General features: G+C 69.5%; 17 protein-coding genes and 1 CRISPR repeat array. Of the genes, 3 read left to right on the top strand and 14 right to left on the bottom strand.

What is annotated here, in order from left to right; all coding sequences use genetic code 11:
• Positions 1-8: 8 nt before the first annotated feature.
• The gene (yccS, locus tag G7A98_RS03020; protein WP_163648008.1) at positions 9-2,183 is read left to right on the top strand and encodes a YccS family putative transporter; all 2,175 of its coding nucleotides are present in this window, start codon (positions 9-11) and stop codon (positions 2,181-2,183) included.
• A gap of 10 nt (positions 2,184-2,193) precedes the next feature.
• Here yccS and recG read toward each other — a convergent pair whose 3' ends face one another.
• Positions 2,194-4,275, bottom strand: a complete 2,082-nt coding sequence (gene recG, locus G7A98_RS03015; RefSeq protein ID WP_163648007.1) for an ATP-dependent DNA helicase RecG — start codon at positions 4,273-4,275, stop codon at positions 2,194-2,196.
• Entirely contained in the window at positions 4,272-5,198 is a 927-nt protein-coding gene (locus G7A98_RS03010) for a hydrogen peroxide-inducible genes activator (RefSeq protein ID WP_163648006.1), read from the bottom strand. The genes recG and G7A98_RS03010 overlap by 4 nt, the downstream gene beginning before the upstream one ends.
• A 71-nt stretch (positions 5,199-5,269) precedes the next feature.
• On the opposite strand from G7A98_RS03010, the gene G7A98_RS03005 reads away from it, so the two are divergent.
• Positions 5,270-6,145 (top strand): SDR family oxidoreductase, encoded by an 876-nt coding sequence (locus G7A98_RS03005; RefSeq protein WP_163648005.1) that lies wholly within the window; start codon positions 5,270-5,272, stop codon positions 6,143-6,145.
• Positions 6,146-6,171: 26 nt separating this feature from the next.
• Here G7A98_RS03005 and thpR read toward each other — a convergent pair whose 3' ends face one another.
• The 5 genes from thpR to gmk form a co-directional block, all read right to left on the bottom strand.
• Positions 6,172-6,684: an RNA 2',3'-cyclic phosphodiesterase gene (gene thpR / locus G7A98_RS03000; protein ID WP_163648004.1), complete on the bottom strand. Its 513-nt coding sequence runs from the start codon at positions 6,682-6,684 to the stop codon at positions 6,172-6,174.
• 259 nt (positions 6,685-6,943) lie between these two features.
• Positions 6,944-7,333 (bottom strand): RidA family protein, encoded by a 390-nt coding sequence (locus G7A98_RS02995; protein ID WP_163648003.1) that lies wholly within the window; start codon positions 7,331-7,333, stop codon positions 6,944-6,946.
• A gap of 104 nt (positions 7,334-7,437) precedes the next feature.
• A complete protein-coding gene (gene spoT, locus G7A98_RS02990) occupies positions 7,438-9,576 on the bottom strand; it encodes a bifunctional GTP diphosphokinase/guanosine-3',5'-bis pyrophosphate 3'-pyrophosphohydrolase (RefSeq protein WP_163648002.1) in 2,139 nt (712 codons plus the stop codon).
• A gap of 110 nt (positions 9,577-9,686) precedes the next feature.
• Positions 9,687-9,941 (bottom strand): DNA-directed RNA polymerase subunit omega, encoded by a 255-nt coding sequence (gene rpoZ, locus G7A98_RS02985; RefSeq protein ID WP_163648001.1) that lies wholly within the window; start codon positions 9,939-9,941, stop codon positions 9,687-9,689.
• Positions 9,942-10,017: 76 nt separating this feature from the next.
• Positions 10,018-10,650: a guanylate kinase gene (gene gmk, locus G7A98_RS02980; protein WP_163648000.1), complete on the bottom strand. Its 633-nt coding sequence runs from the start codon at positions 10,648-10,650 to the stop codon at positions 10,018-10,020.
• A gap of 102 nt (positions 10,651-10,752) precedes the next feature.
• Here gmk and G7A98_RS02975 point away from each other — a divergent pair, with 102 nt between their 5' ends.
• Positions 10,753-11,940 (top strand): MFS transporter, encoded by a 1,188-nt coding sequence (locus G7A98_RS02975; RefSeq protein ID WP_163647999.1) that lies wholly within the window; start codon positions 10,753-10,755, stop codon positions 11,938-11,940.
• Positions 11,941-11,983: 43 nt separating this feature from the next.
• A CRISPR array of direct repeats spans positions 11,984-18,842; the repeat unit is 29 nt; unit sequence GGGTCGATCCCCGCGGGTGCGGGGAAGCC.
• 50 nt (positions 18,843-18,892) lie between these two features.
• Here G7A98_RS02975 and cas2e read toward each other — a convergent pair.
• The 7 genes from cas2e to G7A98_RS02940 are packed head-to-tail and all read right to left on the bottom strand — an operon-like array spanning position 18,893 to position 24,866.
• On the bottom strand, positions 18,893-19,210 hold the full coding sequence (cas2e, locus tag G7A98_RS02970; protein WP_163647998.1) for a type I-E CRISPR-associated endoribonuclease Cas2e: 318 nt from the start codon (positions 19,208-19,210) through the stop codon (positions 18,893-18,895).
• A gap of 1 nt (position 19,211) precedes the next feature.
• Positions 19,212-20,114: a type I-E CRISPR-associated endonuclease Cas1e gene (gene cas1e / locus G7A98_RS02965; RefSeq protein WP_163647997.1), complete on the bottom strand. Its 903-nt coding sequence runs from the start codon at positions 20,112-20,114 to the stop codon at positions 19,212-19,214.
• 6 nt (positions 20,115-20,120) lie between these two features.
• Positions 20,121-20,903 (bottom strand): type I-E CRISPR-associated protein Cas6/Cse3/CasE, encoded by a 783-nt coding sequence (locus G7A98_RS02960; RefSeq protein ID WP_163647996.1) that lies wholly within the window; start codon positions 20,901-20,903, stop codon positions 20,121-20,123.
• Positions 20,900-21,604, bottom strand: a complete 705-nt coding sequence (gene cas5e, locus G7A98_RS02955) for a type I-E CRISPR-associated protein Cas5/CasD (RefSeq protein WP_163647995.1) — start codon at positions 21,602-21,604, stop codon at positions 20,900-20,902. The genes G7A98_RS02960 and cas5e overlap by 4 nt, the downstream gene beginning before the upstream one ends.
• Positions 21,601-22,719 (bottom strand): type I-E CRISPR-associated protein Cas7/Cse4/CasC, encoded by a 1,119-nt coding sequence (cas7e, locus tag G7A98_RS02950; protein ID WP_163647994.1) that lies wholly within the window; start codon positions 22,717-22,719, stop codon positions 21,601-21,603. Before cas7e ends, cas5e begins: the two co-directional genes overlap by 4 nt.
• Positions 22,712-23,311, bottom strand: a complete 600-nt coding sequence (locus G7A98_RS02945) for a type I-E CRISPR-associated protein Cse2/CasB (RefSeq protein WP_163647993.1) — start codon at positions 23,309-23,311, stop codon at positions 22,712-22,714. Before G7A98_RS02945 ends, cas7e begins: the two co-directional genes overlap by 8 nt.
• Positions 23,312-23,324: 13 nt before the next feature.
• Positions 23,325-24,866, bottom strand: a complete 1,542-nt coding sequence (locus tag G7A98_RS02940) for a CRISPR-associated protein Cse1 (protein ID WP_163647992.1) — start codon at positions 24,864-24,866, stop codon at positions 23,325-23,327.
• Positions 24,867-25,018: the final 152 nt, after the last annotated feature.

Raw genomic sequence — 25,018 nt, 5'->3', positions numbered from 1 at the left:
CCATCGCCATGCTGCCACGCTCCCTCGACCATTCCCTGCGGCGCCTGTGGACGCTCGACACCTTCGCCTACAGCGTGCGCGTGTTCATCGCGCTGGCCGGGGCGATGGCCTGGAGCTGGCACCTGGGCGGCATCGCCCAGCTGATTCCGCTGTTCCTGGGGGTGATCGCCAGCGCCCTGGCCGAGACCGACGACCACTGGCAGGGACGCCTGACGGCCCTGGCGGTGACGCTGGCCTGCTTCGCCGTCGCCGCGCTGTCGGTGGAGTGGCTCTTCGATCGCCCGCCGGCCTTCGCCGCGGGGCTGGCGCTGTCGGCCTTCGGCCTGACCATGCTGGGGGCGGTGGGGCCGCGTTACGGCACCATCGCCCATGCCACCCTGATCCTGTCGATCTACACCATGATCGCCATCGAGCGTCAGGGCGGCGTGGCGCCGGGCGAGCTGTGGCGCGAGCCGGCCATGCTGCTCGCCGGGGCGGCCTGGTACGGGCTGATCTCGGTGGTCTGGTGCGCGCTGTTCGCCCGCCAGCCGCTCAAGCTGAGCCTGGCGCTGCTGCTGCGCGAGCTGGGCGAGTACCTGCGCCTCAAGGCGACGCTGTTCGAGCCGGTGCGCGGTATCGACCTGGAGGCACGGCGCCTGGCGCTGGCCGAGCAGAACGCGCGGGTCGTGGAGGCGCTCAACCAGGCCAAGGAGATGATCTTTCGCCGCCTGGAGGGCGCGCGCGGCACGCACAAGCTCGACCGCTACCTGCGGCTGTACTTCATCGCCCAGGACATCCACGAGCGGGCCAGCTCCTCGCACTATCCCTACGGCGAGTTGACCGAGGCCTTCTTTCACCACGATGTGCTGTTCCGCTGCCAGCGCCTGCTCGAGCAGCAGGGGCAGGCCTGCCGCTCGCTGGCCCGGGCCCTGCTGCTGCGCCAGCCCTTCGACCACGGCCCCAGCGAGCAGGCCCTGGCCGATCTCGATGCCTCGCTCGACTACCTGCATCGCCAGCCGCGCCGCGACGGGCGGCGCCTGCTGCACTCGCTGGACGCCCTGGCCGACAACCTGAGAACACTCGAGCACCAGCTGGCCGGCGCCCGCAATCCGGACGCGCCCGCCGCCGCCGGCGACGCCGCGCTCCATGACCGCTCCCCCCGGGGCCCGCGCGACATCTACGACCGCCTGCGCTCGCACCTGACCCCGGCCTCGCCGATCTTCCGTCATGCCCTGCGCCTGTCGCTCACCCTGCTGGCCGGCTACGGCCTGCTGCTGTGGATTCATCCCACCCAGGGCTACTGGATCCTGCTCACCAGCCTGTTCGTCTGCCGGCCCAACTTCGGCGCCACGCGACGCTTTCTGTGGCAGCGCATCGTCGGCACCGTGGCCGGGCTGGTCGCCGGCTGGGCGCTGATCAGCCTGTTCCCCGACCCGCTGATCCAGCTGTCGATCGCGGTGGTCGCCGGGGTGGGATTCTTCGCCGCCCGGGCCCGCCATTACGCGCTGGCGACCGCGGCGATCACCCTGCTGGTGCTGTGCTGCTTCAACCAGGTCGGCAACGGCTTCGGGCTGATCTGGCCACGGCTGTTCGACACCCTGCTGGGGGCGGGCATCGCCGGACTGGCGGTGGTGCTGGTGCTGCCGGACTGGCAGGGGCGGCGGCTGCATCAGCTGGGGGCGGCCAGCCTGGCAGCCGCCGCCCGCTACCTGAGCGCGATCCTCGGCCAGTACAGCAACGGCAAGGCGGACGACCTCGACTACCGGCTGGCCCGGCGCAACGCCCACAATGCCGATGCTGCCCTCGCCGCGCGGCTGGCCAACGCGCGCCGCGAGCCGGGGCACTTCCGCAAGGACGTCGAGGCGGGCTTTCGCTTCCTGACCCACGCCCACACCCTGCTCAACTACCTGTCGGCGCTCGGCGCCCACCGCGGCGAGACCCGGCCAGCGGGCGACGATGCCTGGCTGCACGCCCAGGCCGACGGCATCATCGCCGATCTGGAGGCGCTGGCCGGCCGGCTGGGGGCGCGTCAGGTGCCATCGGCGCCGGCGACGGCGGAGCCCCGCGCCCGGGCGCTCGAGGCCTGGGCGCAGGCCACCGACGACGAGCCCCGGCGCCTGCTGGCCGAGCAGCTGGCGCTGATCAGCCGGGCCCTGGTACCGCTCGGCGAGGCCGCCGCGGGGCTGGTCAGGCGGCAGGCGTAGGTGGCGCGGCTCACACCTGCCCGTAGCGTCCGGCTTCCTCGCCCAGCCAGCGGCGGATCAGCGTCTCGGCGGCGTCGGGCGCCTCGACGAGCAGCGCCCGGGCCAGCGGGTCGACGCGTTCGAGCAGGTCGCGGTCGCGTTCCAGGTCGGCGATCTTCATCTGCGCCAGGCCGGTCTGGCGGGTGCCCAGCACCTCGCCGGGGCCGCGCAGCTCCAGGTCCTTCTCGGCGATGCGGAAGCCGTCGCCGGTCTCGCGCATCACCGCCAGGCGCTCGCGGGAGTGGGCCGACAGCGGCGGGTGGTAGAGCAGCACGCAGAAGCTCTCGGTACTGCCGCGGCCGACCCGTCCACGCAGCTGATGAAGCTGCGACAGGCCCAGCCGTTCGGGGTTCTCGATGATCATCAGGCTGGCGTTGGGCACGTCGACGCCCACCTCGATCACCGTGGTGGCGACCAGCAGGTCGAGCTCGCCGGCCTTGAAGGCCGCCATCACCGCGGCCTTCTCGGCGGCCTTCATGCGCCCGTGGACCAGCCCCACGGCGAGTTCCGGCAGGGCCTCGGTCAGGGCGTCGCGGGTCGCCTCGGCGGCCTGGCACTGCAGTGCCTCGGACTCCTCGATCAGCGTGCACACCCAGTAGGCCTGACGCCCCTCGGCGCAGGCGTGGCGAATGCGCGCGACCACCTCGGGGCGGCGTTCGTCGGCGACCGCCACGGTCTGCACCGGGGTGCGCCCGGGCGGCAGCTCGTCGATCACCGACAGGTCGAGGTCGGCATAGGCGCTCATCGCCAGGGTGCGCGGGATCGGCGTGGCGGTCATGATCAGCTGGTGCGGTGTCAGGCCGCCGGCCTCGCCCTTCTGGCGCAGCGCCAGGCGCTGGTGGACGCCGAAGCGGTGCTGCTCGTCGACGATCGCCAGCCCCAGGCGCTGGAAGTGCACGTCGTCCTGGAACAGCGCGTGGGTGCCCACCACCACCCGGGCGCGGCCGTCGGCGATCGCCGCCTTGGTGTCGAGCCGGGCCTTGCCCTTGAGCTTGCCGGCCAGCCAGGCCACGTCGACGCCCAGCGGGGCGAACCAGTCGCGGAAGTTGCGAAAGTGCTGCTCGGCGAGGAGCTCGGTGGGTGCCATCACCGCCACCTGGCAGTCGCCGGCGATGGCGGCCAGCGCGGCCAGCGCCGCGACCACCGTCTTGCCCGAGCCGACATCGCCCTGGACCAGCCGCAGCATGGGGCGTTCGGTTTCCAGGTCGCGGGCGATCTCGTCGAGCACCCGGCGCTGGGCGCCGGTCAGCGAGAACGGCAGCTGGGCGACGAAGCGCGCCTGCAGGCTGCGCCCGGAGGGCAGCGCGGGGGCGCCGTCGGCCTGGATGCGCAGGCGCACCTGGCGCAGGCTCAGCTGGTGGGCGAGCAGCTCCTCCAGCGCCAGGCGCCGCTGGGTGGGATGCGTGCCCGCGGCGAGGCGCTCGAGATCGGCATCCGGGGGCGGCTCGTGCAGGTAGTGCAGGCAGGCGTGCAGCTCGGGCAGCCGGAAGCGCTCGCGCAGCGGCCCGGGGATGGCGTCGGGCAGGGCCGCCGGGTCGGCGTCGAGCGCCGCGAGCGCCTGGGCGATCAGGCCGCGCAGCCGCGGCTGGGTCAGCCCCTCGGTGGCCGGGTAGATCGGCGTCAGGTGGTCCTCGACCGGGGTCTCGCCCGGCGTCACCAGGCGGTACTCGGGATGGTAGAGCTCCAGTCCGGTGGCGCCGGCGCGGGCCTCGCCGAAGCCGCGCACCACCACCCCGGGGTGGAACTGCTGCTGCTGGGCCGGCGAGAAGTGGAAGAAGCGCAGGCTGAGGATGCCCGAGCCGTCCTTGAGGCGCACCAGCAGGCTGCGCCGGCGGCCCTTGACCACCTCGGCGGCGGCCACCTCGCCCTCGACGACGACCTCCATGCCGGCGCGCAGGGTGCCGATCGGCGTGATGCGGGTGCGGTCCTGGTAGCGCAGCGGCAGGTGCAGCAGCAGGTCGGCGACCTGCCGGATGCCCAGCCGGGCCAGCTTGCCGGCCAGCGCCTCGCCGACGCCGGTCAGCTCGGTGACGGAGGCATCGAGTCGGGTCATGCCGGCTCGGGGTCGCCCTGACGCCAGCGGCAGCGCTCGATGGCCTCGATCACCGCATCGATCGCCCGGGGCCGCGGGAAGCTGGCCCGCCAGGCGATGGCCACGGTGCGGCTGGGCGCCTCGGGGGCGAAGGGCCGGCTCTCGAGCAGCCCGGACTCGTAGTGGCTGGTGCCGATCGCCGAGCTCGGCAGCACCGTCACCCCCAGCCGCGAGGCGACCATGTGGCGGATGGTCTCCAGCGAGCCGCCCTCGGCGGTCAGGGTGTTGGAGGGGCTGTTGAGCTGGGCGCCGATCGCCGGGCAGGCCTCGAGGATCTGGTCGCGGAAGCAGTGCCCCTCGCCGAGCAGCAGCAGCCGCTCGTTGACCAGGTCGTCCTTGTCGATGCAGGCCTTCCGCGTCCACGGATGGTCGCTGGGCATCAGCACTTCGAAGGGCTCCTCGTAGAGCGGCCGGGTGACCACGTCGGTCTCGGTGAAGGGCAGCGCGACGATGATCGCGTCGAGCTCGCCGCTGCGCAGCTTGCGGCGCAGGTCGGCGGTGAAGCCCTCCTCGATGTACAGCGGCATCTTCGGCGAGCTGCGCGTCAGCTCGGGAATCAGGTAGGGGAAGAGGTAGGGGCCGATGGTGTAGATCGCGCCGATGCGCAGCGGGCTGCTGAGCTGGTCCTTGCCCTCGTTGGCCAGCTCGCGGATCACGCTGGCCTGCTCGAGCACGCGCTGGGCCTGCTCGACCACCTTCTCGCCCAGCGGGGTCACCTGAACCGTCGACTTGGAGCGCTCGAACAGCGCCACTCCGAGCTCCTCCTCGAGCTTCTTCACGGCCACGGAGAGGGTGGGCTGCGAGACGAAGCAACGCTCGGCGGCGCGGCCGAAATGCCGCTCCTGCGCCAAGGTTACGATATAGCGGAGTTCTGTTAGAGTCATGGCTGGGCCCGCGGGGGCTCGTCCTGTTGCAACGGATGGTTGATGTCGTTTTACCAAGGAGCCAGGTAAAGGTGAAGAATACCAGTCTCATTCTCGGTTGTGGGGATGTCGGTACCGCGCTGGGGCGGCTGCTGGCCGCGGCCGGGCAGCGTGTGGTCGGTGTGCGGCGCAACCCCTCGGCGCTGGAGGGCACCGGCATCGAGCCGCTGGCGCTGGACGTGACCGATGCCGAGGCGCTGTCGGCCATGCCCGAAGCCGACATCGTGGTCTACGCGGCGAGTGCCGACCGCTTCGAGGAGAGCGCCTACCAGGCGGCCTATCCCGATGGTCTGAAGGCGGTGCTCGGCGAGCTCGAGGGGCGTGACCGGCCGCCACGGCACGTGTTCTTCGTCTCCTCGACCGGTGTCTACGCCCAGCAGGACGGCGAGACGGTCGACGAGACCTCGCCCACCGAGCCGCGCGGTTTCTCCGGCCAGCTGATGCTGGCCGCCGAGCGTGCCCTGCTCGACAGCCGTCTGCCCGGTACCGTGGTGCGCTTCTCGGGCATCTACGGCCCCGGCCGCGACCGGCTGATCCGTCAGGTGCGCGAAGGGCGGGTGGCGCCGTCCGTGCCGTCGATGTACACCAACCGCATCCATCGCGACGACTGCGCCGGCGTGCTCGCCCACCTGATCGAGCGTGCCCTGACCGACCAGCCGCTGGAGACGCTCTACCTGGCCAGCGACTGCGAGCCGGTGCCGCTGCACGACGTCACCGCCTGGCTGGCCAGGCGGCTGAAGATCGAGTCCACCGAGACCATGCAGTCGCCGCTGCGGCGGCGTTCCAGCAAGCGCTGCGACAATACCCGCCTCTGCGAGACCGGCTACCGCTTCCGCTTCCCGACCTTCCGCGAGGGCTACGCCCAGGTGCTCGCCGAGGCCGACCCGGCCGCGCCCGAGAAGGCCTGAACCGCGCGCTCGCCTCCCGCATTCGCTCAATGCCGGGTGCGGGCCAGCGTGACGTACTCGTGAGTGCCGTGGCGGGACGTCGAGGCAACCAGCGCCGCGTCCCGGTAGTGCCAGTCCAGCGGTGTCGGCCGCCAGTCCGCGGGCGGGGTGCCGGCACGACGCAGCAGGGTGACATGCGGCGTGAAGGGGCCGGGCGAGCGTACGCTCAGCCCGGCACCTGCGGCCAGCGCGGCCAGGCGTTCATGCAGCGCCGCGAGCGCCTCGGCCCCCGCGTCGCCGCCCGCCCAGACCACCCCGGCGCGGGGAAAATGCCCGATCCGCGACAGCGTCCAGGTGCCCGGCGCGAGGGCCAGCGCCCGGGTCGACGCCGCCAGGGCGTCGGCCTGCGCCGAGGTCGCCTCGCCGAGAAACGCCAGCGTCAGGTGCAGCTGCTCCGGCGGCGTGGCGTGCCCGCCGCAGCGGCGCCGTGCCTCCCGGCGCAGCGCCGCCAGTTGTTCACGCAGCGTTGGCTCCGGCCATAGCGCAAAGAACAGGCGCATGCGCTTTCTCCATCTTCAATCCGGTTGGCGCGACCGGCGCCGCTTCGACGCCGCATGATCGAGTGCAGCCACTTCTTGCCGGAATCTACAGCTCGTTAGCTCGATTCCAGACTCTCGAATGATGGGCGCCGGGGGACAAGGCGAAGCGAGGGTCCTTTGCCATGGATGGCAAAGGTAGCGCCCAGGGAGGGGTTTACAGCGCCCTCGCGGAGCCTTGCCGCCGGGAAAGCCCATTCCTCTACCGGTTTGAAAGGAGCTTTTAGTCGCCGATGACCATCACTGCTTCGGCTTCTACCTGGCTGCCCTTCGGCAGCGCCTTCACGCCCACCGCGGCGCGCGCCGGATAGGGCGGCTTGAAGAACTCTTCCATCACCTCGTTGACCACGGCGAAGTTGTCCAGGTCGACCAGGTAGAGGTTGAGCTTGACGATGTCCTGCAGCGAGCCGGCGGCTTCCTCGCAGACCGCGGCCAGGTTGGTGAAGACCTGACGGGTCTGGGCGCGGAAGTCCTCGGAGACGATCGCCATGCTCTCCGGGTCCAGGGGAATCTGGCCGGACATGTAGACGGTGTTGCCGGCCTTGATGGCCTGGGAGTAGGGGCCGATGGCGGCGGGTGCCTTGTCGGTCTGGATAACGGCCTTGTTGCTCATGACGGATCTCCTTGCTTGTCGTTGTGCGTGGCCCGAGGCCAGCGTCGTGAAAAAACACGACGCCCGCCGCGCCGCGGTGAGGCGGCGCGACGGGCGCTGCGTATTCAATTGCGGATTCGGTTGATCCGGCCGACGTGCGGCTGGTTGCGAATCCGCTTGATGATGCGGGCCAGATGCACGCGATCCCGCACGGCCAGCGTCAGGTTGATGATCGACAGCCGGGCGTCGCGTTCCTCGATGCCGATGCGCTCGATGTTGGCATCGGCATCGGTGACCACGCTGGCCAGCTCGGCCACCAGGCCGCGCCGGGTTTCCATCTCGATGCGCAGGGTGACCGGGAAGTCGCCGCTGACCTCGTCGGCCCACTTCAGGGCGAACAGTTTATCCGGATCGTCGCGCTTGATGTCTTCCAGATTGCGACAGTCGACGCGGTGCACGACGATGCCCTTGCCCACCGACAGATGACCGATGATCGCATCCCCGGGCAGCGGATGACAGCAGCGCGCGAAGTTCAGCACCATGCCCTCGGTGCCGCTGATCACCACCGGCGCCTCCTGCGAGCCCGGCACGGCGGGCTGCGCGGTCGCCGGCGACTCGCCGCTCTCCACCAGGTGGCGGGCGACGGCATAGGCCATGCGGTTGCCCAGGCCGATCGATTCCAGCAGGTCGTCGGCGGTGCGCACGTCCAGCGCTTCCAGGACCCGCGGCAGGCGGGAGTCGGGCAGTTCCTCGAGGCTGGTCTCGAAATCGGCCAGCGCCTTGTTGAGCAGCCGCCGGCCGAGCTGGATCGACTCGGTGCGCTGCTGGTTCTTGAGCGCGTGGCGGATCGCCGAACGGGCCTTGGCGGTCATCACGAACGACAGCCAGGCGAGATTGGGCCGGGCGCCGGGAGCGGTGATGATCTCCAGCGTCTGGCCGCTTTCCAGGCGCGTGGACAGCGGTGCCAGGTGGCGGTCGATGCGGCAGGCGATGCAGCTGTTGCCGATGTCGGTGTGGACCATGTAGGCGAAGTCCACCGCCGTGGCCCCCTGCGGCATCTCCATGATGTCGCCCTTGGGGGTGAACACGTAGATGTCGTCGGGGAAGAGGTCGTTCTTGACGTGCTCGATGAACTCCAGCGAATTGCCGGCGTGGCGCTGCATCTCGAGCAGGCCGCGCACCCATTCCCGGGCCCGGGCATGGCTGCCGGCGGCGATCGGCCGCTCGGTCTGGCCGGCCTTGTAGAGCCAGTGGGCGGCGATGCCGTTGTTGGCCATCGCCTCCATCTCGCGGGTGCGGATCTGCACCTCGATGGGCATGCCGTTGGCGCCGAACAGCGTGGTGTGCAGGCTCTGGTAGCCGTTGGCCTTGGGAATGGCGATGTAGTCCTTGAAGCGCCCGGGCACCGGCTTGTAGAGGTTGTGCACCGCGCCGAGGATGCGATAGCAGGTGTCGACGTCCTCGGTGATGATGCGAAAGCCGAACACGTCCATGATCTCGGCGAACGACTTGCGCTGGTCGCGCATCTTGCGATAGATCGACAGCAGGTGCTTCTGGCGACCGATCACCGTGCCCGGCAGGCCCTCGTCGTCGAGGCCGTGCTGCAGGCTGCTCTGCACCTGGCGCATCATCGTCCGGCGATTGCCGCGGGCCTTGGCGACGGCGCGCTTGATGCGCTCGGCGCGCATCGGGTAGATCGCCTGGAAGGACAGGTCCTCGAGCTCGACGCGGATGGTGTTGATGCCCAGCCGGCCGGCGATGCGGGCGTAGATCTCCAGCGTCTCGCGGGCGATGCGGCGCTTCTTGTCGGGACGCAGCGCGCCCAGGGTGCGCATGTTGTGCAGCCGGTCGGCGAGCTTGACGATGATCACGCGGATGTCCTGGGACATCGCCATGACCATCTTCTGGAAGTTCTCGGCCTGGGCGACCGCCTTGTCCTCGAAGGTGATCTGGGTCAGCTTGGAGACGCCGTCGACCAGTTCGGCGACCGCCTCGCCGAACTGCGCGGCCAGGGCCTCCTTGGTCACGCCGGTATCCTCGATCACGTCGTGCAGCATGGCGGCCATCAGGCTCTGGTAGTCCATGTGCATGTTGGCGAGGATGTTGGAGACCGCCAGCGGGTGGGTGACGTAGGGTTCGCCGGAGCGCCGCCGCTGGCCGTCGTGGGCCTGCTCGGCATAGTAGAAGGCACGCTTGACCTGCCGGATCTCGTCCTGCGGGAGGTAGCCGCCGAGGCGGTCAGCCAGGTCGTCAATGGTGAACATGCAGCGCGCCTATGGTCAGTAACCTCGTGGAATCGGGCTCCGGCCCGGCTCCCGACGGCCCGCGCGAACGGACCGGGAGCGGGCGATCGATGGCAGCGGACGAACGGGCCTCAGGCCTCCGGTTCGGGACTCGGCTCGGGCCGGACGCGCACCGGCGCCTCGATCGGCTCGTCGAGCACGTTCTCGTCGATCTTGCCGGCGGCAATCTCGCGCAGCGCCATCACGGTGGGCTTGTCGTTTTCCCAGGCCAGCTGGGCGTCGCGGGTGCCGCGAGCCAGCTGACGGGCACGCTGGGAGGAGATCATCACCAGCTTGAAACGATTCTCGACGTGGTCGAGACAGTCTTCTACGGTAACTCGCGCCATGGACGGTCTTCCTGAAATTGCCTGTGAGAGCGGATTCGCGGGCGCGATCGATGATCGCGCGGTAGGACATTCGAGTCTACTCGACCCCTTCGATGCGTGACAAGAGCGCCTCCAGCAGCGCGCCGTGGCGTTCGCGGACCCGCGCCAGCCGGGTGCGTTCGCCGAGCACCAGACCGCAGAGCTGAGCCAGGGCCTCGTCGAAGTTGTCGTTGATGATCACGTGTTGGTACTCGTCGAAGTGCGACATCTCGCTGACGGCGTCGCGCATGCGCCGGGCGATCACCTCGGGGCCGTCGGTGCCGCGGCCGGCGAGCCGTTCGGCGAGCGCCTCGCGCGAGGGCGGCAGGATGAACACCGAGACCGCGTCCGGCATCTGTTCGCGGACCTGGCGGGCGCCCTGCCAGTCGATCTCGAGGATCACGTCGGTGCCGGCGGCGAGCAGTGCCTGAACCGCCGGGCGCGAGGTGCCGTAGCAATTGTCGAAGACCCGGGCGTGTTCGAAGAAGTCGCCGCACTCGACCATGCGCTCGAAGGTCTCGCCATCGACGAAGTGGTAGTTGACCCCGTCGGTCTCGCCGGGGCGCATCGCGCGAGTGGTGTGCGACACCGACACCTGGATGCCGTCGAGGCGCTCGATCAGGCCGCGGACCAGGCTGGTCTTGCCGGCGCCCGAGGGGGCGGAGACGATGTATAGCGTGCCGTGGGACATGTTGACGGGTCCGGTTGCATCGTTTCGAAAGGGGAATCCGGCATTATCGCACATTGCGCGCCCGCCTCTACACTGGGACGGGCGTTTTACAGGAGACCGCCCATGACCGACACGCCTTCGAGCTCGCGATTCGCCTTCGCGGGCGTCGCCTTCGCCTTCCTGGCGACCATGCTCGGCACCACCCTGCCGACGCCGCTGTATCCGCTCTACCGCGAGGCGTTCGGCTTCTCGCAGCTGACCATCACGGTGATCTTCGCCGCCTACGCGGTGGGCGTGATCGGCGCCCTGCTGCTCACCGGGCGCTGGTCCGATCAGCTCGGCCGCCGCCCGCTGCTGCTGGCGGGGCTGGTGGCCTCGGCGGCGAGCGACCTTCTGTTCCTGACCGGCGACGGCCTGGCGTGGCTGATCGTCGCCCGAGTGGTGTCCGGCGTCTCGGCGGGCATCTTCACCGGCACGGCCACGGTGGCGGTGATCGAGCTGGCGCCCGAGGCGCGCAAGCGCCAGGCGACCCTCCTCGCCACCGCCGTGAACATGGGCGGCCTGGGGCTGGGGCCGGTGTGTGCCGGGCTGCTCGGCGAATATGCGCCGGGGCCGCTGCTGCTGCCCTACGGTGCGCACCTGGGGCTGCTGCTGCTGGGCGCGCTGGCGGTGCTGCGCGCTCCCGAGACCGTGACCCGCGCGGCGCATCCCGACCTGAGCTGGCAGCGGCCGAGCGTGCCGCCGGCAGTGCGCGGCTTGTTCCTGCCGGCGGCGACGGCGGGCTTCGCCGGCTTTGCGGTGCTGGGCTTCTTCACCGCCACGGCGCCGGCCTTCATGAAAGGCGTGCTGGGCCAGGACAACCTGGCGCTGATCGGGCTGGTCGCCGGGGTGGTGTTCTTCGCCTCGACGCTGGGGCAGTGGCTGCAGGAGCGCCTGCCGCAGGCGCGTCGCCTGCCGCTGGGCTGCGCGGTGGTGGTGCTCGGCGCCCTGCTGGTCGGCACCGGCATCGCCCGGGCCTCGCTGGCGACGTTTCTGGCCGGGGCACTGATCGCCGGTTTCGGCCAGGGCGTCGGCTTTCGCGCCGGGCTCGGCGCGGTCGCCACGGCCAGCCCGGCCGACCGGCGCGGCGCGGTGACCTCGACCTTCTTCGTCGTCGCCTACGTGGCGCTGTCGATCCCCGTGGTGGGCATCGGCCTGGTGTCGCGCCTGGTCGGCCTGGCGCCCACCGGCGTGGGCTTTTCGGTGCTGGTGGCGCTGCTCTCGGCGGCGGCGCTAGGGCTGCTGCGCCGTCCCATCATGCAGGAGGGCTGATTGGTAGAGGCGGCTTAGCGAAACCGCAGTAGCTCCTGGTGATATGTCGATCCCCGCGGGTGCGGGGAAGCCGGTCGGCCTGGCGGGGGCGGGCGCGCTTGAGGGGTCGATCCCCGCGGGTGCGGGGAAGCCAAGATATGCCATCAACACCCAGCGCTACCGATGGGTCGATCCCCGCGGGTGCGGGGAAGCCGCGCTATACCGCAAGGGCGACGCGCTAGAGACGGGTCGATCCCCGCGGGTGCGGGGAAGCCCTTCGCGAGGCGCGCAAGCAGGCCAAGACACCGGGTCGATCCCCGCGGGTGCGGGGAAGTCGCGAGATCCATGACGGGCACCTCCGGTGGCGGGGGTCGATCCCCGCGGGTGCGGGGAAGCCGGCGCTGGAGAACGGGACAGACTGGAGGGGAAAGGTCGATCCCCGCGGGTGCGGGGAAGCCCGCTTCTGCCGGATACGGCTGCCAATGGTCTGGGGTCGATCCCCGCGGGTGCGGGGAAGCCAAGTACGTCAGCAAGAACGTCAACGGCCAGCAGGGTCGATCCCCGCGGGTGCGGGGAAGCCTCGCAAAGTAGGGAGAGGATATGGAACTGGCAAGGTCGATCCCCGCGGGTGCGGGGAAGCCCCGATTCCAACGGCAGAGATGCGCAAAGCCATGGGTCGATCCCCGCGGGTGCGGGGAAGCCTAGATGCTGCCGGCGGCGCGGCGGTCGTCCTGGGGTCGATCCCCGCGGGTGCGGGGAAGCCTCCCAGGTCTTGTCCCAGCCATCGCGCTGCCAGGGTCGATCCCCGCGGGTGCGGGGAAGCCATCAGTAGAGCCTCCCGGCTATTGCGAGCCGCGGGTCGATCCCCGCGGGTGCGGGGAAGCCGCATCGACGTGGGAATTTGCCAGCGATGCAGCGGGTCGATCCCCGCGGGTGCGGGGAAGCCTCGCTGAAGTCGATGATCGCCGCCTCGCGCTCGGGTCGATCCCCGCGGGTGCGGGGAAGCCGGGTGCTGCAGGCCGGCACGCGCACCTACACCGGGTCGATCCCCGCGGGTGCGGGGAAGCCCGCAGGCCCAGGTCGTAGTGCATGATGCCCTGGGGTCGATCCCCGCGGGTGCGGGGAAGCCCTCAACGAGCTGGTCGAGGCCCGCTACGCGCTGGGTCGATCCCCGCGGGTGCGGGGAAGCCTCGTGCCACTCGCGGTATACGTCACCTCGGCCGGGTCGATCCCCGCGGGTGCGGGGAAGCCCGGCGGGCGATACCATCCAGTACGATCTCTCCGGGTCGATCCCCGCGGGTGCGGGGAAGCCGAGGCTCCCGGCCTTGGTCTGGTTGGGTGTGAGGGTCGATCCCCGCGGGTGCGGGGAAGCCCAGGGCGAGAAGGAGCTGTCGCTAATCGAGCAGGGTCGATCCCCGCGGGTGCGGGGAAGCCTCGGGGTTGTTGCCGAGCGCTGCCGCCAGCTCGGGTCGATCCCCGCGGGTGCGGGGAAGCCCTATCGCTGATCGACGGGCAAGTGGACCTCGTGGGTCGATCCCCGCGGGTGCGGGGAAGCCTCCGCACCCGGTTTGGTAGTGCCACCGTCACCGGGTCGATCCCCGCGGGTGCGGGGAAGCCTCCGCACCCGGTTTGGTAGCGCCACCGTCACCGGGTCGATCCCCGCGGGTGCGGGGAAGCCAATGCCGGCTGCCGGTCACGCAGGGCCCGCTCGGGTCGATCCCCGCGGGTGCGGGGAAGCCTCGACCTCGGCGATGGTGCCCAGGCGGATCAGGGGTCGATCCCCGCGGGTGCGGGGAAGCCGCCAGCGTGTCACCGATGCTCGCCATGGGCGAGGGTCGATCCCCGCGGGTGCGGGGAAGCCGTCTGCTTGGCCAGCTCCTGGAGTCGGTCCGAGGGTCGATCCCCGCGGGTGCGGGGAAGCCGTCAGTGCGGTGTTGGGGCTACTGACTTGCTCGGGTCGATCCCCGCGGGTGCGGGGAAGCCGCCGAGCAAGACGAGCGCTTGGCTGCCTACCTGGGTCGATCCCCGCGGGTGCGGGGAAGCCCTCGTCGACACCGATGGCCCGGTCCCTGATGCGGGTCGATCCCCGCGGGTGCGGGGAAGCCGACAGCAGGGATACAGCCAGGATGCGCTGGGCGGGTCGATCCCCGCGGGTGCGGGGAAGCCATCTACGACGAGGAGACGGTCGGGGCTGATCGGGGTCGATCCCCGCGGGTGCGGGGAAGCCGAGGCGCTGCTGGAAGATTGCGAGGACGACGAGGGTCGATCCCCGCGGGTGCGGGGAAGCCGCGTCCAGCCCACAGCCTTGAGAGTCGTTTTAGGGTCGATCCCCGCGGGTGCGGGGAAGCCGAGCGCATCGAGCAGCGGATAGATGACATGGCGGGTCGATCCCCGCGGGTGCGGGGAAGCCCCAATCTGATACTTAGCCATAACTACTCCTGGGGGTCGATCCCCGCGGGTGCGGGGAAGCCTCATCCAGACCGAAGCAACTAGCGGGCTATTTGGGTCGATCCCCGCGGGTGCGGGGAAGCCGATTCGACGAGGTCACGCAGCCCGGCCACGCTGGGTCGATCCCCGCGGGTGCGGGGAAGCCGCGCTGGCTGGCGACGGCCATCTCCCGGTTGAGGGTCGATCCCCGCGGGTGCGGGGAAGCCTCAAGGGTCGCAAGGGCCGCATGGAGGGCGGGGGGTCGATCCCCGCGGGTGCGGGGAAGCCGCGCGGAGCGATACAGCGGGTGAATGAGACAGGGGTCGATCCCCGCGGGTGCGGGGAAGCCGATCAGGCGATCAGCGAGAAGAACCTGAATGAGGGTCGATCCCCGCGGGTGCGGGGAAGCCATCGGCAGCGCCGCCGGGGTCTGCTCGGCGTAGGGTCGATCCCCGCGGGTGCGGGGAAGCCGCGCTGAAGTTCCACCTCACCAACATCGCCAAGGGTCGATCCCCGCGGGTGCGGGGAAGCCACCCTCATGCCTTCCTGCTTCTCTTTCCAGTAGGGTCGATCCCCGCGGGTGCGGGGAAGCCTTCTGGACTGATTCCATGCGCTCCCGTTTCCAGGGTCGATCCCCGCGGGTGCGGGGAAGCCATTCACCGCCGGGAAATCGTACTCGGCATGGAGGGTCGATCCCCGCGGGTGCGGGGAAGCCTACTGCCGCTGCTCGGGGGGCATATCCAACGTGGGTCGATCCCCGCGGGTGCGGGGAAGCCGCATCGACCCGCGTATTCACCGCCGGGAAATCGGGTCGATCCCCGCGGGTGCGGGGAAGCCCGACATCCTCCGAGAGGGGACGCCAGTATGAAGGGTCGATCCCCGCGGGTGCGGGGAAGCCCCCGTGGCGGCGGTCGCCGCCCTGATGCTGGAGGGTCGATCCCCGCGGGTGCGGGGAAGCCCATTACTAAGGGGCCTTGTTTACCGACATTCGGGGTCGATCCCCGCGGGTGCGGGGAAGCCGCAGTTGGTCACGCTTGGCGGCCAATTCTTCGGGTCGATCCCCGCGGGTGCGGGGAAGCCCAGATTCAGATCGACGACGGCTCGCCGACCGCGGGTCGATCCCCGCGGGTGCGGGGAAGCCCCGCCCAGCAGTACCACGGAATTGTCGATGCCGGGTCGATCCCCGCGGGTGCGGGGAAGCCGTCGGCGGGGCGCTGCTGGACACCATCAACAAGGGTCGATCCCCGCGGGTGCGGGGAAGCCTCGGGCCGGGTGGACCTGCCCACCTTCGAGTGGGGTCGATCCCCGCGGGTGCGGGGAAGCCTCACTCACTCTCCGTCTTGCGAGGACGCCCTCGGGTCGATCCCCGCGGGTGCGGGGAAGCCGACATGCTGTGGGACCGGCTGGTGTCCCGCTGGGGTCGATCCCCGCGGGTGCGGGGAAGCCAGGTCTTCAACCTGCGCGCCTACCGACAACTCGGGTCGATCCCCGCGGGTGCGGGGAAGCCCCGGTAGAGGAAAAGGATCGTGTCGGCGTCCTGGGTCGATCCCCGCGGGTGCGGGGAAGCCGCAGCAGTCGATTGGGACAGCGTCCCTGTCCAGGGTCGATCCCCGCGGGTGCGGGGAAGCCGAGCCAACATTCCGCGCATCCACCATCGCCGAGGGTCGATCCCCGCGGGTGCGGGGAAGCCTCGCCGGTGTCATCGGCACGCGTTCGGACAAGGGGTCGATCCCCGCGGGTGCGGGGAAGCCAGGTGTGACAGCATGGCTATTTCCTTCTGCTGGGGTCGATCCCCGCGGGTGCGGGGAAGCCCCGGCGGCGGCACCTACTGGGGCGACATGCTGGGGTCGATCCCCGCGGGTGCGGGGAAGCCGGCTTCGCGCACGGCTTCGTGACTCCAGGCATGGGTCGATCCCCGCGGGTGCGGGGAAGCCCGCCAGCCAGCCGTATCCCAGCGCCGCCACGAGGGTCGATCCCCGCGGGTGCGGGGAAGCCGTAATACTCGAACGCGGTGTCCTTGCGGTTTGGGGTCGATCCCCGCGGGTGCGGGGAAGCCAAGGCGATCACGCGCATCGCGGGTGGCAGCCTGGGTCGATCCCCGCGGGTGCGGGGAAGCCATGACGTCCATCTGGTCGATCTCGACCAGACGCGGTCGATCCCCGCGGGTGCGGGGAAGCCGACATGAGTTCGGCGTCGATGGAGGAGGCCGAGGGTCGATCCCCGCGGGTGCGGGGAAGCCCCAGTCGGCGGCGAGAACGGCTACCCGCCGGAGGGTCGATCCCCGCGGGTGCGGGGAAGCCTCGGCGAGGATGGCGGCAGCCTCCGGCTCGGGGGGTCGATCCCCGCGGGTGCGGGGAAGCCGAATACCAGCGGGCAAAAGTGCAGCGCGGGAAGGGTCGATCCCCGCGGGTGCGGGGAAGCCCGCTCGGCATCGCGGATCTCGATATCTCCAGTGGGTCGATCCCCGCGGGTGCGGGGAAGCCCCGCACCCCGAGCCGCGACCACCTGCTGGACGGGGTCGATCCCCGCGGGTGCGGGGAAGCCCGGATCCGCATACCCGAGCCTGATCCGGACGAGGGTCGATCCCCGCGGGTGCGGGGAAGCCCGCCTCGCACAGGGCTTCGGCGTGGCTCTCGTGGGTCGATCCCCGCGGGTGCGGGGAAGCCTGGGCCGACTCCGAGCACGACACGATCAACGCGGGTCGATCCCCGCGGGTGCGGGGAAGCCGCCTTCATCGACGGCGGCCAGATCAAGAGCGGGGGTCGATCCCCGCGGGTGCGGGGAAGCCGACCTGGTCGCCGACAGCATGCGTCTGTGCGAGGGTCGATCCCCGCGGGTGCGGGGAAGCCTCGGTGGTCATCTTGCGCAGCTGCTCGTTGAACGGTCGATCCCCGCGGGTGCGGGGAAGCCGCACTCCCCAAGAAGCTCAAGGACCTCAACCTGGGTCGATCCCCGCGGGTGCGGGGAAGCCTCGACCGCCGCCCCTACGTCACGATCTGTCCTGGGTCGATCCCCGCGGGTGCGGGGAAGCCGCGTCTTCGAGGTCCTGCGGGGTCGGCGCCTCGGGTCGATCCCCGCGGGTGCGGGGAAGCCACAGCAGGTTTGATGGGTGGCGGCTATGGCCAGGGTCGATCCCCGCGGGTGCGGGGAAGCCGTGCTGCCGACCATCGAGTGGCTGCGCGATCGCGGTCGATCCCCGCGGGTGCGGGGAAGCCCCTTCGGCAATGTCACCTATATCGACAGCCAGGGGTCGATCCCCGCGGGTGCGGGGAAGCCTGGTCGAGGATGGCACTACCTACAACTTCACCGGGTCGATCCCCGCGGGTGCGGGGAAGCCGACGCCCTGGCCGACGGCGAGACGCTGGTGTGGGGTCGATCCCCGCGGGTGCGGGGAAGCCCGTCGAAACAAGGCCGGCGCATCGTGCCGCAGGGGTCGATCCCCGCGGGTGCGGGGAAGCCGGTGGCACGCTGCGCTACCTGCACGTCTCCGAGGGTCGATCCCCGCGGGTGCGGGGAAGCCCAGTGGGTTGGTGCGAACCCCGACGACGTGGTGGGTCGATCCCCGCGGGTGCGGGGAAGCCTTCACGCTGGGCGATGGCACCAATAGCTACAAGGGTCGATCCCCGCGGGTGCGGGGAAGCCGAAGGGGCGGCACCCTTTCGGCTCCCCGCGTAGGGTCGATCCCCGCGGGTGCGGGGAAGCCGCCACGCCAAGCCGGACCTTGCCGAGCGGAGAGGGTCGATCCCCGCGGGTGCGGGGAAGCCCTGGGCGGCGTAGCGGTAGATCAGCGCGATCAGGGTCGATCCCCGCGGGTGCGGGGAAGCCAACGCCTCGCGCAACGAAGTTGCGCATGAGTGGGGTCGATCCCCGCGGGTGCGGGGAAGCCTACAACCTAGGTGTTGACAGGAAACAACCGGAGGGTCGATCCCCGCGGGTGCGGGGAAGCCATCCAGCGGAGCGACAACCACCCGGACATGGAGGGTCGATCCCCGCGGGTGCGGGGAAGCCGGGGCGAGCATCGATCTGACGCTGGGAGACACGGGTCGATCCCCGCGGGTGCGGGGAAGCCAGGTACAGGGCGCCCAGGCCGGCACCGGACCCGGGTCGATCCCCGCGGGTGCGGGGAAGCCGCGGTCCAGTCCGTCTCGGCGAGGTCCCAGCTGGGTCGATCCCCGCGGGTGCGGGGAAGCCGACGACTACCACACCGGCTGGACGACCAACCTGGGTCGATCCCCGCGGGTGCGGGGAAGCCCTGCTCGCGCAGTTGGAGGTTCTCGTCGCAAAGGGTCGATCCCCGCGGGTGCGGGGAAGCCGTACGCCTGCCGGATTCGCTCGACCCGGATCCGGGTCGATCCCCGCGGGTGCGGGGAAGCCGCCCAGCAGATGGCCGACCTCAGCAACCTGGAGGGTCGATCCCCGCGGGTGCGGGGAAGCCGGCCAGCGTGAAATAGTCGGCGTGGGTGCGCAGGGTCGATCCCCGCGGGTGCGGGGAAGCCTCTATAGGAAAAGTATTTGATTTTGCTGAGTTGTTAAAGAGCCGGAGTCCTCAGTCCTGCTCTGGTGGTGAGGAAAGGTGGCGCCGAACCAGCAGGATACTTTCGTGTTCGACAATATCTTTTGGGGGTTCGCCAAGCGTTTTCAGGCCCATGGCGCCTGGCGCATTGGCATCGGCCCAGCACATGGTGATGGAGCCCCGGCCCAGTTGTTGGTGCCAGTCGCTCAGCACGTTCCAGATCCGTTCCCTGACGCCTTTGGTCATGCGCGGATTGGCATAGACGCCAGGCGAGAGTTCCAGCATTGCCGACCCCAGAAAGCCGCGATAGCGGGCTTCGACATCGCGTGTGACGATGACGCAAAGTGGCATGTCAGGAGGTCTGCTTCACGGGTGAGTCCTGAGTGTCTTCCGGGGCATCGTTGTCGGTCAGTACCGTCTTGATGGCGTCGATCATCGAGGGAATGACCGCCTGGCGGCGGAATATCTCGGCGGCACGACGGCGCACCAGGCGATCAATGGTGTCCGGGCGCTGCTCGGCGTCCTTGGCGGCACCGAAGGCGATATCCAGTACCAGGTCATGGCGCCGTAGGTCGGCGATGTCGAGAACGAAGCTCTGGCCGGAGTCCTCGTGGATGAAACCCAATTGAGGGATCGTGCCTGTCACAGCAACGGCGATGGCGGCGGCTGCCTGCATGGTGACGGCCGCGTGATTCAGCGCCTGATTGGGTAGGTCGGTTGCGTTGGGGTTGGCGCGATCATAGCGCCTGCCGCGCCAGGCGATACCGTAGCGCTCGGCGGCCAGGGCATAGGCTTTCTTGATGCGCGTGCCTTCCATGCCGCGCAGCACCTCGATATCGCGCGTTCGCACGATGGTGTCGAAGCGCAGGGCGTACATGCGACGGGCGACTGCCAGCCGCTTGCCCTTGGCCGCCCAGAGTTCGGTCTGGCGGCGGGCGAGTGCCGAGGTGTCCGGGCCCAGCGGGGGCATGGTGTACAAGCGCACCCCTTCGACGCCAACCGCACACAGCACGCAGCCGTGACGCCCCAGCAAGCGCAGCGCGTCGTGGGAGACCGATGAGCCAGGGCCGAGCAGCACCGCGGAGATGGTTTGATGGGGGAGCTGATAGTCTCCGGCAGGCAGCGTGCCGCCTGCGGTCACGAAGCGTAGGCAGCCATCCTCGACTTCCAGCCGGCCACGGTCCAGCCAGGCCAGCCCATGGCGGTCGGCGTGCGGGATACGCGCAGTGTCGAGTCCAAGGCGGCCGACCAGCATCGCTGTTCAGTCTCCTGTCGCGGCTTTTGGCGGGCTCAACAGGAGCATGCCGTAGCCGTAGGCGCGGTGACGACCGATCCCTCGGGTGAGCAGATCGGCAAAGCGTTGCGTATCGGTAATGGAGAGCGTGCCGTGCATGACGATATCGCAGGCTTCCCGTGCTTTGCCGCCACGTGCCGCCATGACCCGCTGAGCACTGACCAGTCGTGCTTCTTCGAGGTCAGCGGCGTCTCCCAGACGCTTGGCCAGCCAGACCCGATAGACCGCCTCGCGACTACGGCCCTGGTGCATCATCGTGTCCCGCTGTGGATGTCTCAGGGCCTCTGCCAAGAAGGCATCGATTTCTGCTCCCTTGGGGAAGCCGTGATGACGGTTGCCGGTTCGATCGGACGGTGCCTCGATGGCGGAAGAGAGCCTGACGGTGGGGCGCAGGCGGACGTCGAAACCGATACGTTGGCCGGCTCGCCAGGCATTCGGCATGGTCTTGGTTTCGAGTGCCTGGAGCGACAGGGCGGTCATCACTTCCGGCGTGGCGGCGATGGTGGCGGTTTCCACGAGTTCTGCGCTGTCATGCCGGGTATAGGCGTAAAGCCGGCCCTGGCGCTGCCGCGGGGCTACCCGCAGGCGAAAGGGCTGCAGGACGCCAGCACCAAAGGTTTCTCCGAGCAGGTGGTGTAACGCAGCCCCTTCGTCGAAGTGTTGCCGCCGCCCGCCCGTCCAGCCGCGTTCTCCCGCAATGCGTGCCAGCTCGGCAAGATCGACCGGCAATCGTATGAGTTGCAGCGTCACGAGACCCCCTGTTTCAGTCGCCCTTCGTGAACGGTGCGCGACCCACCGTGCAGGCCGGTACGCCAGTGGCGCATATCGGCGACTTCATGACTGCGCACGCCCACTGGGCCTTCTCCCTCGGGCCAGAAGGCACGCGCTGCTTTGCCACCGGCCACCTGTTCGAGTGCCGCGTGGGCGGTCGCCGCCTCGATGAAATCGTGCTCGGTTGCCGTCACCAGCGGTCTTGAGGGCAGGCAGGCCTTGCGGCCGAGAAAGAGGGGCCTTGCCGGGCGCAGCAGGGCGTCCCGAAGCGTGTCGAGTGACGGTTCCTGTGCGGCTGGCGTGAGCGTCAGTACCGCAACCAGTTCGGCATCCGCGAGGAAGTCACGCTGTCTGCGATGTGGCGCACTGTATGAGTTACCACCTCGGCCTTCGGGCGCTCCTCGGGTCGTCCACCCTTGGTCGCTCTTGCTCAACTGGGCATTCTGGGTGTCGGTGAGTATATCCCCGTCGCGCAGCAGGGCGGCAGCGCAGATCAGACGGTCCTGGAGCGCCTGATGGGCGGCGCGTTCGGACCAGTCCAGCCCCAGCGCGTTGGCCAGCAGGCCGGTGAGCATCGAACGGCCGGGCCAGCGCCAGGTGGGGCCGACCTGGTCCACGGCCACCGCGCCGAAGGCCATGAGCGGTGCGGCGAGTTCGAGCCTGAGCCAGCGCCGGCTCATGACAACCGCCCGGGCAGCGTGCCGGCCCATTCGGCCAGCTCCTTCAGGGTGCTACGCTGGGCACCGTCGACCGGTGTATCGTGCAGCGAGAGGAAGCGACGTTCTTCGCCGGTGGCGTAAGCCGCGTCGATGGCTGCCAGATGCTTGACGAGAGCGCTGCTGGCGCTAGCAGGGTCGGACGCCACCGGGCGTTGGAAGGCCTCGGCCAACGAGCGTGGCTGGCGGTCGCCGGCCTCGGCCAGCATGAAGGAGGCGCGGCTATAGGGGGCGGTGGAGCCGAGCTTGGCACCGGGTGAAACTTCGGCGATCAGATGGATCAGGTTATGCAGTACCGGGCCTGCCAGGTCGTCGGCGGCCAGTCCCAGATTGCGCTTCAAACCGTCCAGATCGACGACGACATAGCCATAGTAGAGACCCGAGGTCAGCTCGGTCTCCTGAATGGTGTCGGCACCGGGCGCGTCCTCGGCCAGGTCGTCGACGGCGGTAAAGTAGTCGCTTTCGCTCTCTTCGCCATGGACCGTGAAGGCGTGGGCTACGTGCACCGGTGCGGTGATGTTGGCTTCGGGGTCGGAGGTGACCATGCGCCCGAACAGCGCGCCGGTCAGGCCGCCGGGTAGGCTCGTCGCTTCCCGCATCACCTTGATGTTTTTCTGGAAATCTTTCTTCCAGCCGGCGGCCAGCGTAGCGGCTTGCGCGGCATCGCCGTTGGCTTCCTGTGCCAGCCGCCGGGCTTCGGCGGAAAGCCAGGCAAGCTCACGCTCTCCCAGCAGTAGTGTCTGGCGCGCACTCTTCGCGGTGCCCTTGTCGCCATAGACGGCTTTCTGGAACTCGGGCTCGAGCTTGTCGATAACGGCCTCGGGGGCCTCCAGGTCGCCGAAGACTTTGCGGCTGACCAGCTCCCGCGAGCGAAACGCCAGACTGGCACCATCGATGGCGCTGAGTGCATGAGGGTCTTCGGCGATGCGCCAGTGGCGTTTCAGACACTGCGAGCTGATGCGGGTGCGGATCACCCCGCCGTAAGGCAGGCGCTTGGCCAGGCCGCTGTCATCGCGATTGAGCAGTGCTGCCGGGTAAGTGGTGAGGGTGTGGATCTGCAGAAAGCGCGGATTATTCATCGCCGGGTCCCTTCTCGATGGGCGTGTTGCCTGACAGGCGCTCGGCACGGTCAAGACGTTGGTAATAGGGGGCCGCAAGGCGCTGCGGATCGGCATCCACGAAGCGCCAGGCAAGATCGCCGACATCGACACCCTGCCCGGGCTCGCGACTGGCGGCGAGCATGCGCACGGCGCGCAGCAGGAGTACCTGGCGCTGCTGGCCGCGTGCGGCCAGCAGCCGAGCAAACCGCGGCTCACTGAGAAGCGGACGCGCGTCGCCTTCGGTGGGCCACGACGCCTGACCGCCGTCGCAGAGTGCCGTGCCCAGCTTTCGCTCGGGGTCGTGAAGTTCGCCGCGCTCTTCCGGCGGCCCTTTCGGTGTCAGTAGGGCGAGCGCTTGAACGATGGGCGACCAGCTATCGCGGCGCTGCTCCAGCACCGGGTGACGCGCGGCCAGGCGCCAGTAAGCGGGCACGACGGCTGCGGAATCCAGGCGGCGCAGTGCGCTCATTTCGCCGCTGCCAAAGGTTTTCATCATGCCGGCAATAGCGAGCGCGACGCTGTGCGGGGCGTCTTCCGCGAGCGCGGCTGGCTGTTGGGTGGGTGTCTCCATACTGACGCTCCGGTTAGATGAGTTCGCCCTGGCGCAGTTTGCCGTTCAGGCAGCGCTCGGCGCGTACGCGGGCGCGGGCGCTCCACACGCTGGCGCAGGGGATGGCTTCAAAGGCGCGGGCCAACTCACAGCGTGATGTTTCCACCAGCTGGGCACGAAATGCTTGGCAAGCGGTGTCCTCGGTCTCCGGGTCAGCACGATCCCAGAGATAGTCGAAGAAGAGGGTATCGGCGGCGGCATCCAGGCGGTGCCGGGCAGCGCTGGCTCGGCGACGTTCATCGCGGCCGACCGCGTCGGGGTCGCCATCGGCGGCATACAGTGCCACGGCCTCGCGCAGTGCCGCGTCGGCAGTAGCGATTTCGCTCATCTGACGCTCGGCTGCCGCACTGAGACTGTGGCTTTGCTGGCCGAACAAGCCTCTTGCAACCGCTTTTTGGGGCAACGGCAAGAGCCGTGAGCGAAGGCCATAGGTCGCTGAATTGCCTCTGGCGAGCGCTTCGGTCAGTAGCAGCATTCGATCCGCCGATTCCTTGGGCTGCAGACGGGCGGCCAATGGCAAGACCCAGTTGCCTGAGAGCAGAAGATCGACAAGGCGGCGATAGTCGAAACGACCTTCGCTGATGGTCAGTGCCTTGGGCGCTTTGGTGTCGACGGAGACCGGCGCCCAGGGGTCGCCGAGCACGCCCCTGAAGGCGCTGGCATCGACGCGCGCGCTTCGCGAACCGGCACGCTCTGCCCGCAGTGTGCCATTGGCGGTCCGCAGGAGCCGGATACGACGGCAGACCTCGATCGCCAATGTATCCAGCTCGGTGGCGGCGAGTGACTGGTTCTCCGGCCAGGGGTGACACCAGAGCAGCGCCGCCTTGCCGGGCGTCATCGGCCCGGGGGCGTCGCGATGGGCAAGGCAGAGCGACACATCCCGTCGCCACCAGGCAGCGGGATCCGGTGTATTGTCTTCCTTGGCCGGTATCAGACCCATGAAGGCGCGGCTGGAGGAGCCGCCGTTCATGCGTGCAATGCCGTAATTGGCGCTGCCACCATAGCCTTCCATGGTTTGCAGACTGATCAGCGCGAAAACCCAGTCCTCGGCATCGGCGGATAGCGCGATCTCTCGTTTGAGGTCGTGGTTCTTCGAGGTGATGAGAAGGTCGAGTGCATCCGGGGTGGCCACCGGCGACCACTTCAGTCCGCCGGGGTCGGGTGGCTGAAGAAAAGCAGGCACGTTGCGGTCTTCTGCCACCAGTTGCCAGGGGGCATCGCCCTCGATGCCGGTATCGGCATGGGAAAGCCCGCGCAGCAGTGTGGTCCAGTCGGCAGCGCTTCCCGGTAGTTCCTGGCGTCCGCCGCGGTCGAGCGCCAGTGCCGCCAGCTGTACGCTGAACATGTGCCAGGCCGTGCGTTGATGGGCGCGCAGGCGTGCAAGACACGTGACCCTGCCTTCGGCCAGCCCGGCGAAAAGCTCGGGCAGCGAGAGCTTTCGGCCGTCATCGACGCTGAACAGCGGGTCGGTCAATAGGTTGGTCTGGAGCGTGGTATCGCCTTGTGCGTCGGTCATCTTGCCCACACCCTCCCTCCGCAATGCCTAGCTCTGAAGCACGTTGCGTGTTGTCTAATGTTTCTTAGGTTACCTTCTTTAACACTGCCAGCGTGAAACGGTCAACCCGAGTCATCCTTATGGGCGAGTGTGTTCATATCGGTCAGGCATCA

Source organism: Modicisalibacter sp. 'Wilcox' (assembly GCF_010993675.1).
Classification (GTDB): domain Bacteria; phylum Pseudomonadota; class Gammaproteobacteria; order Pseudomonadales; family Halomonadaceae; genus Modicisalibacter; species Modicisalibacter tunisiensis.
This window is presented reverse-complemented; position numbering and strand designations above follow the sequence as displayed.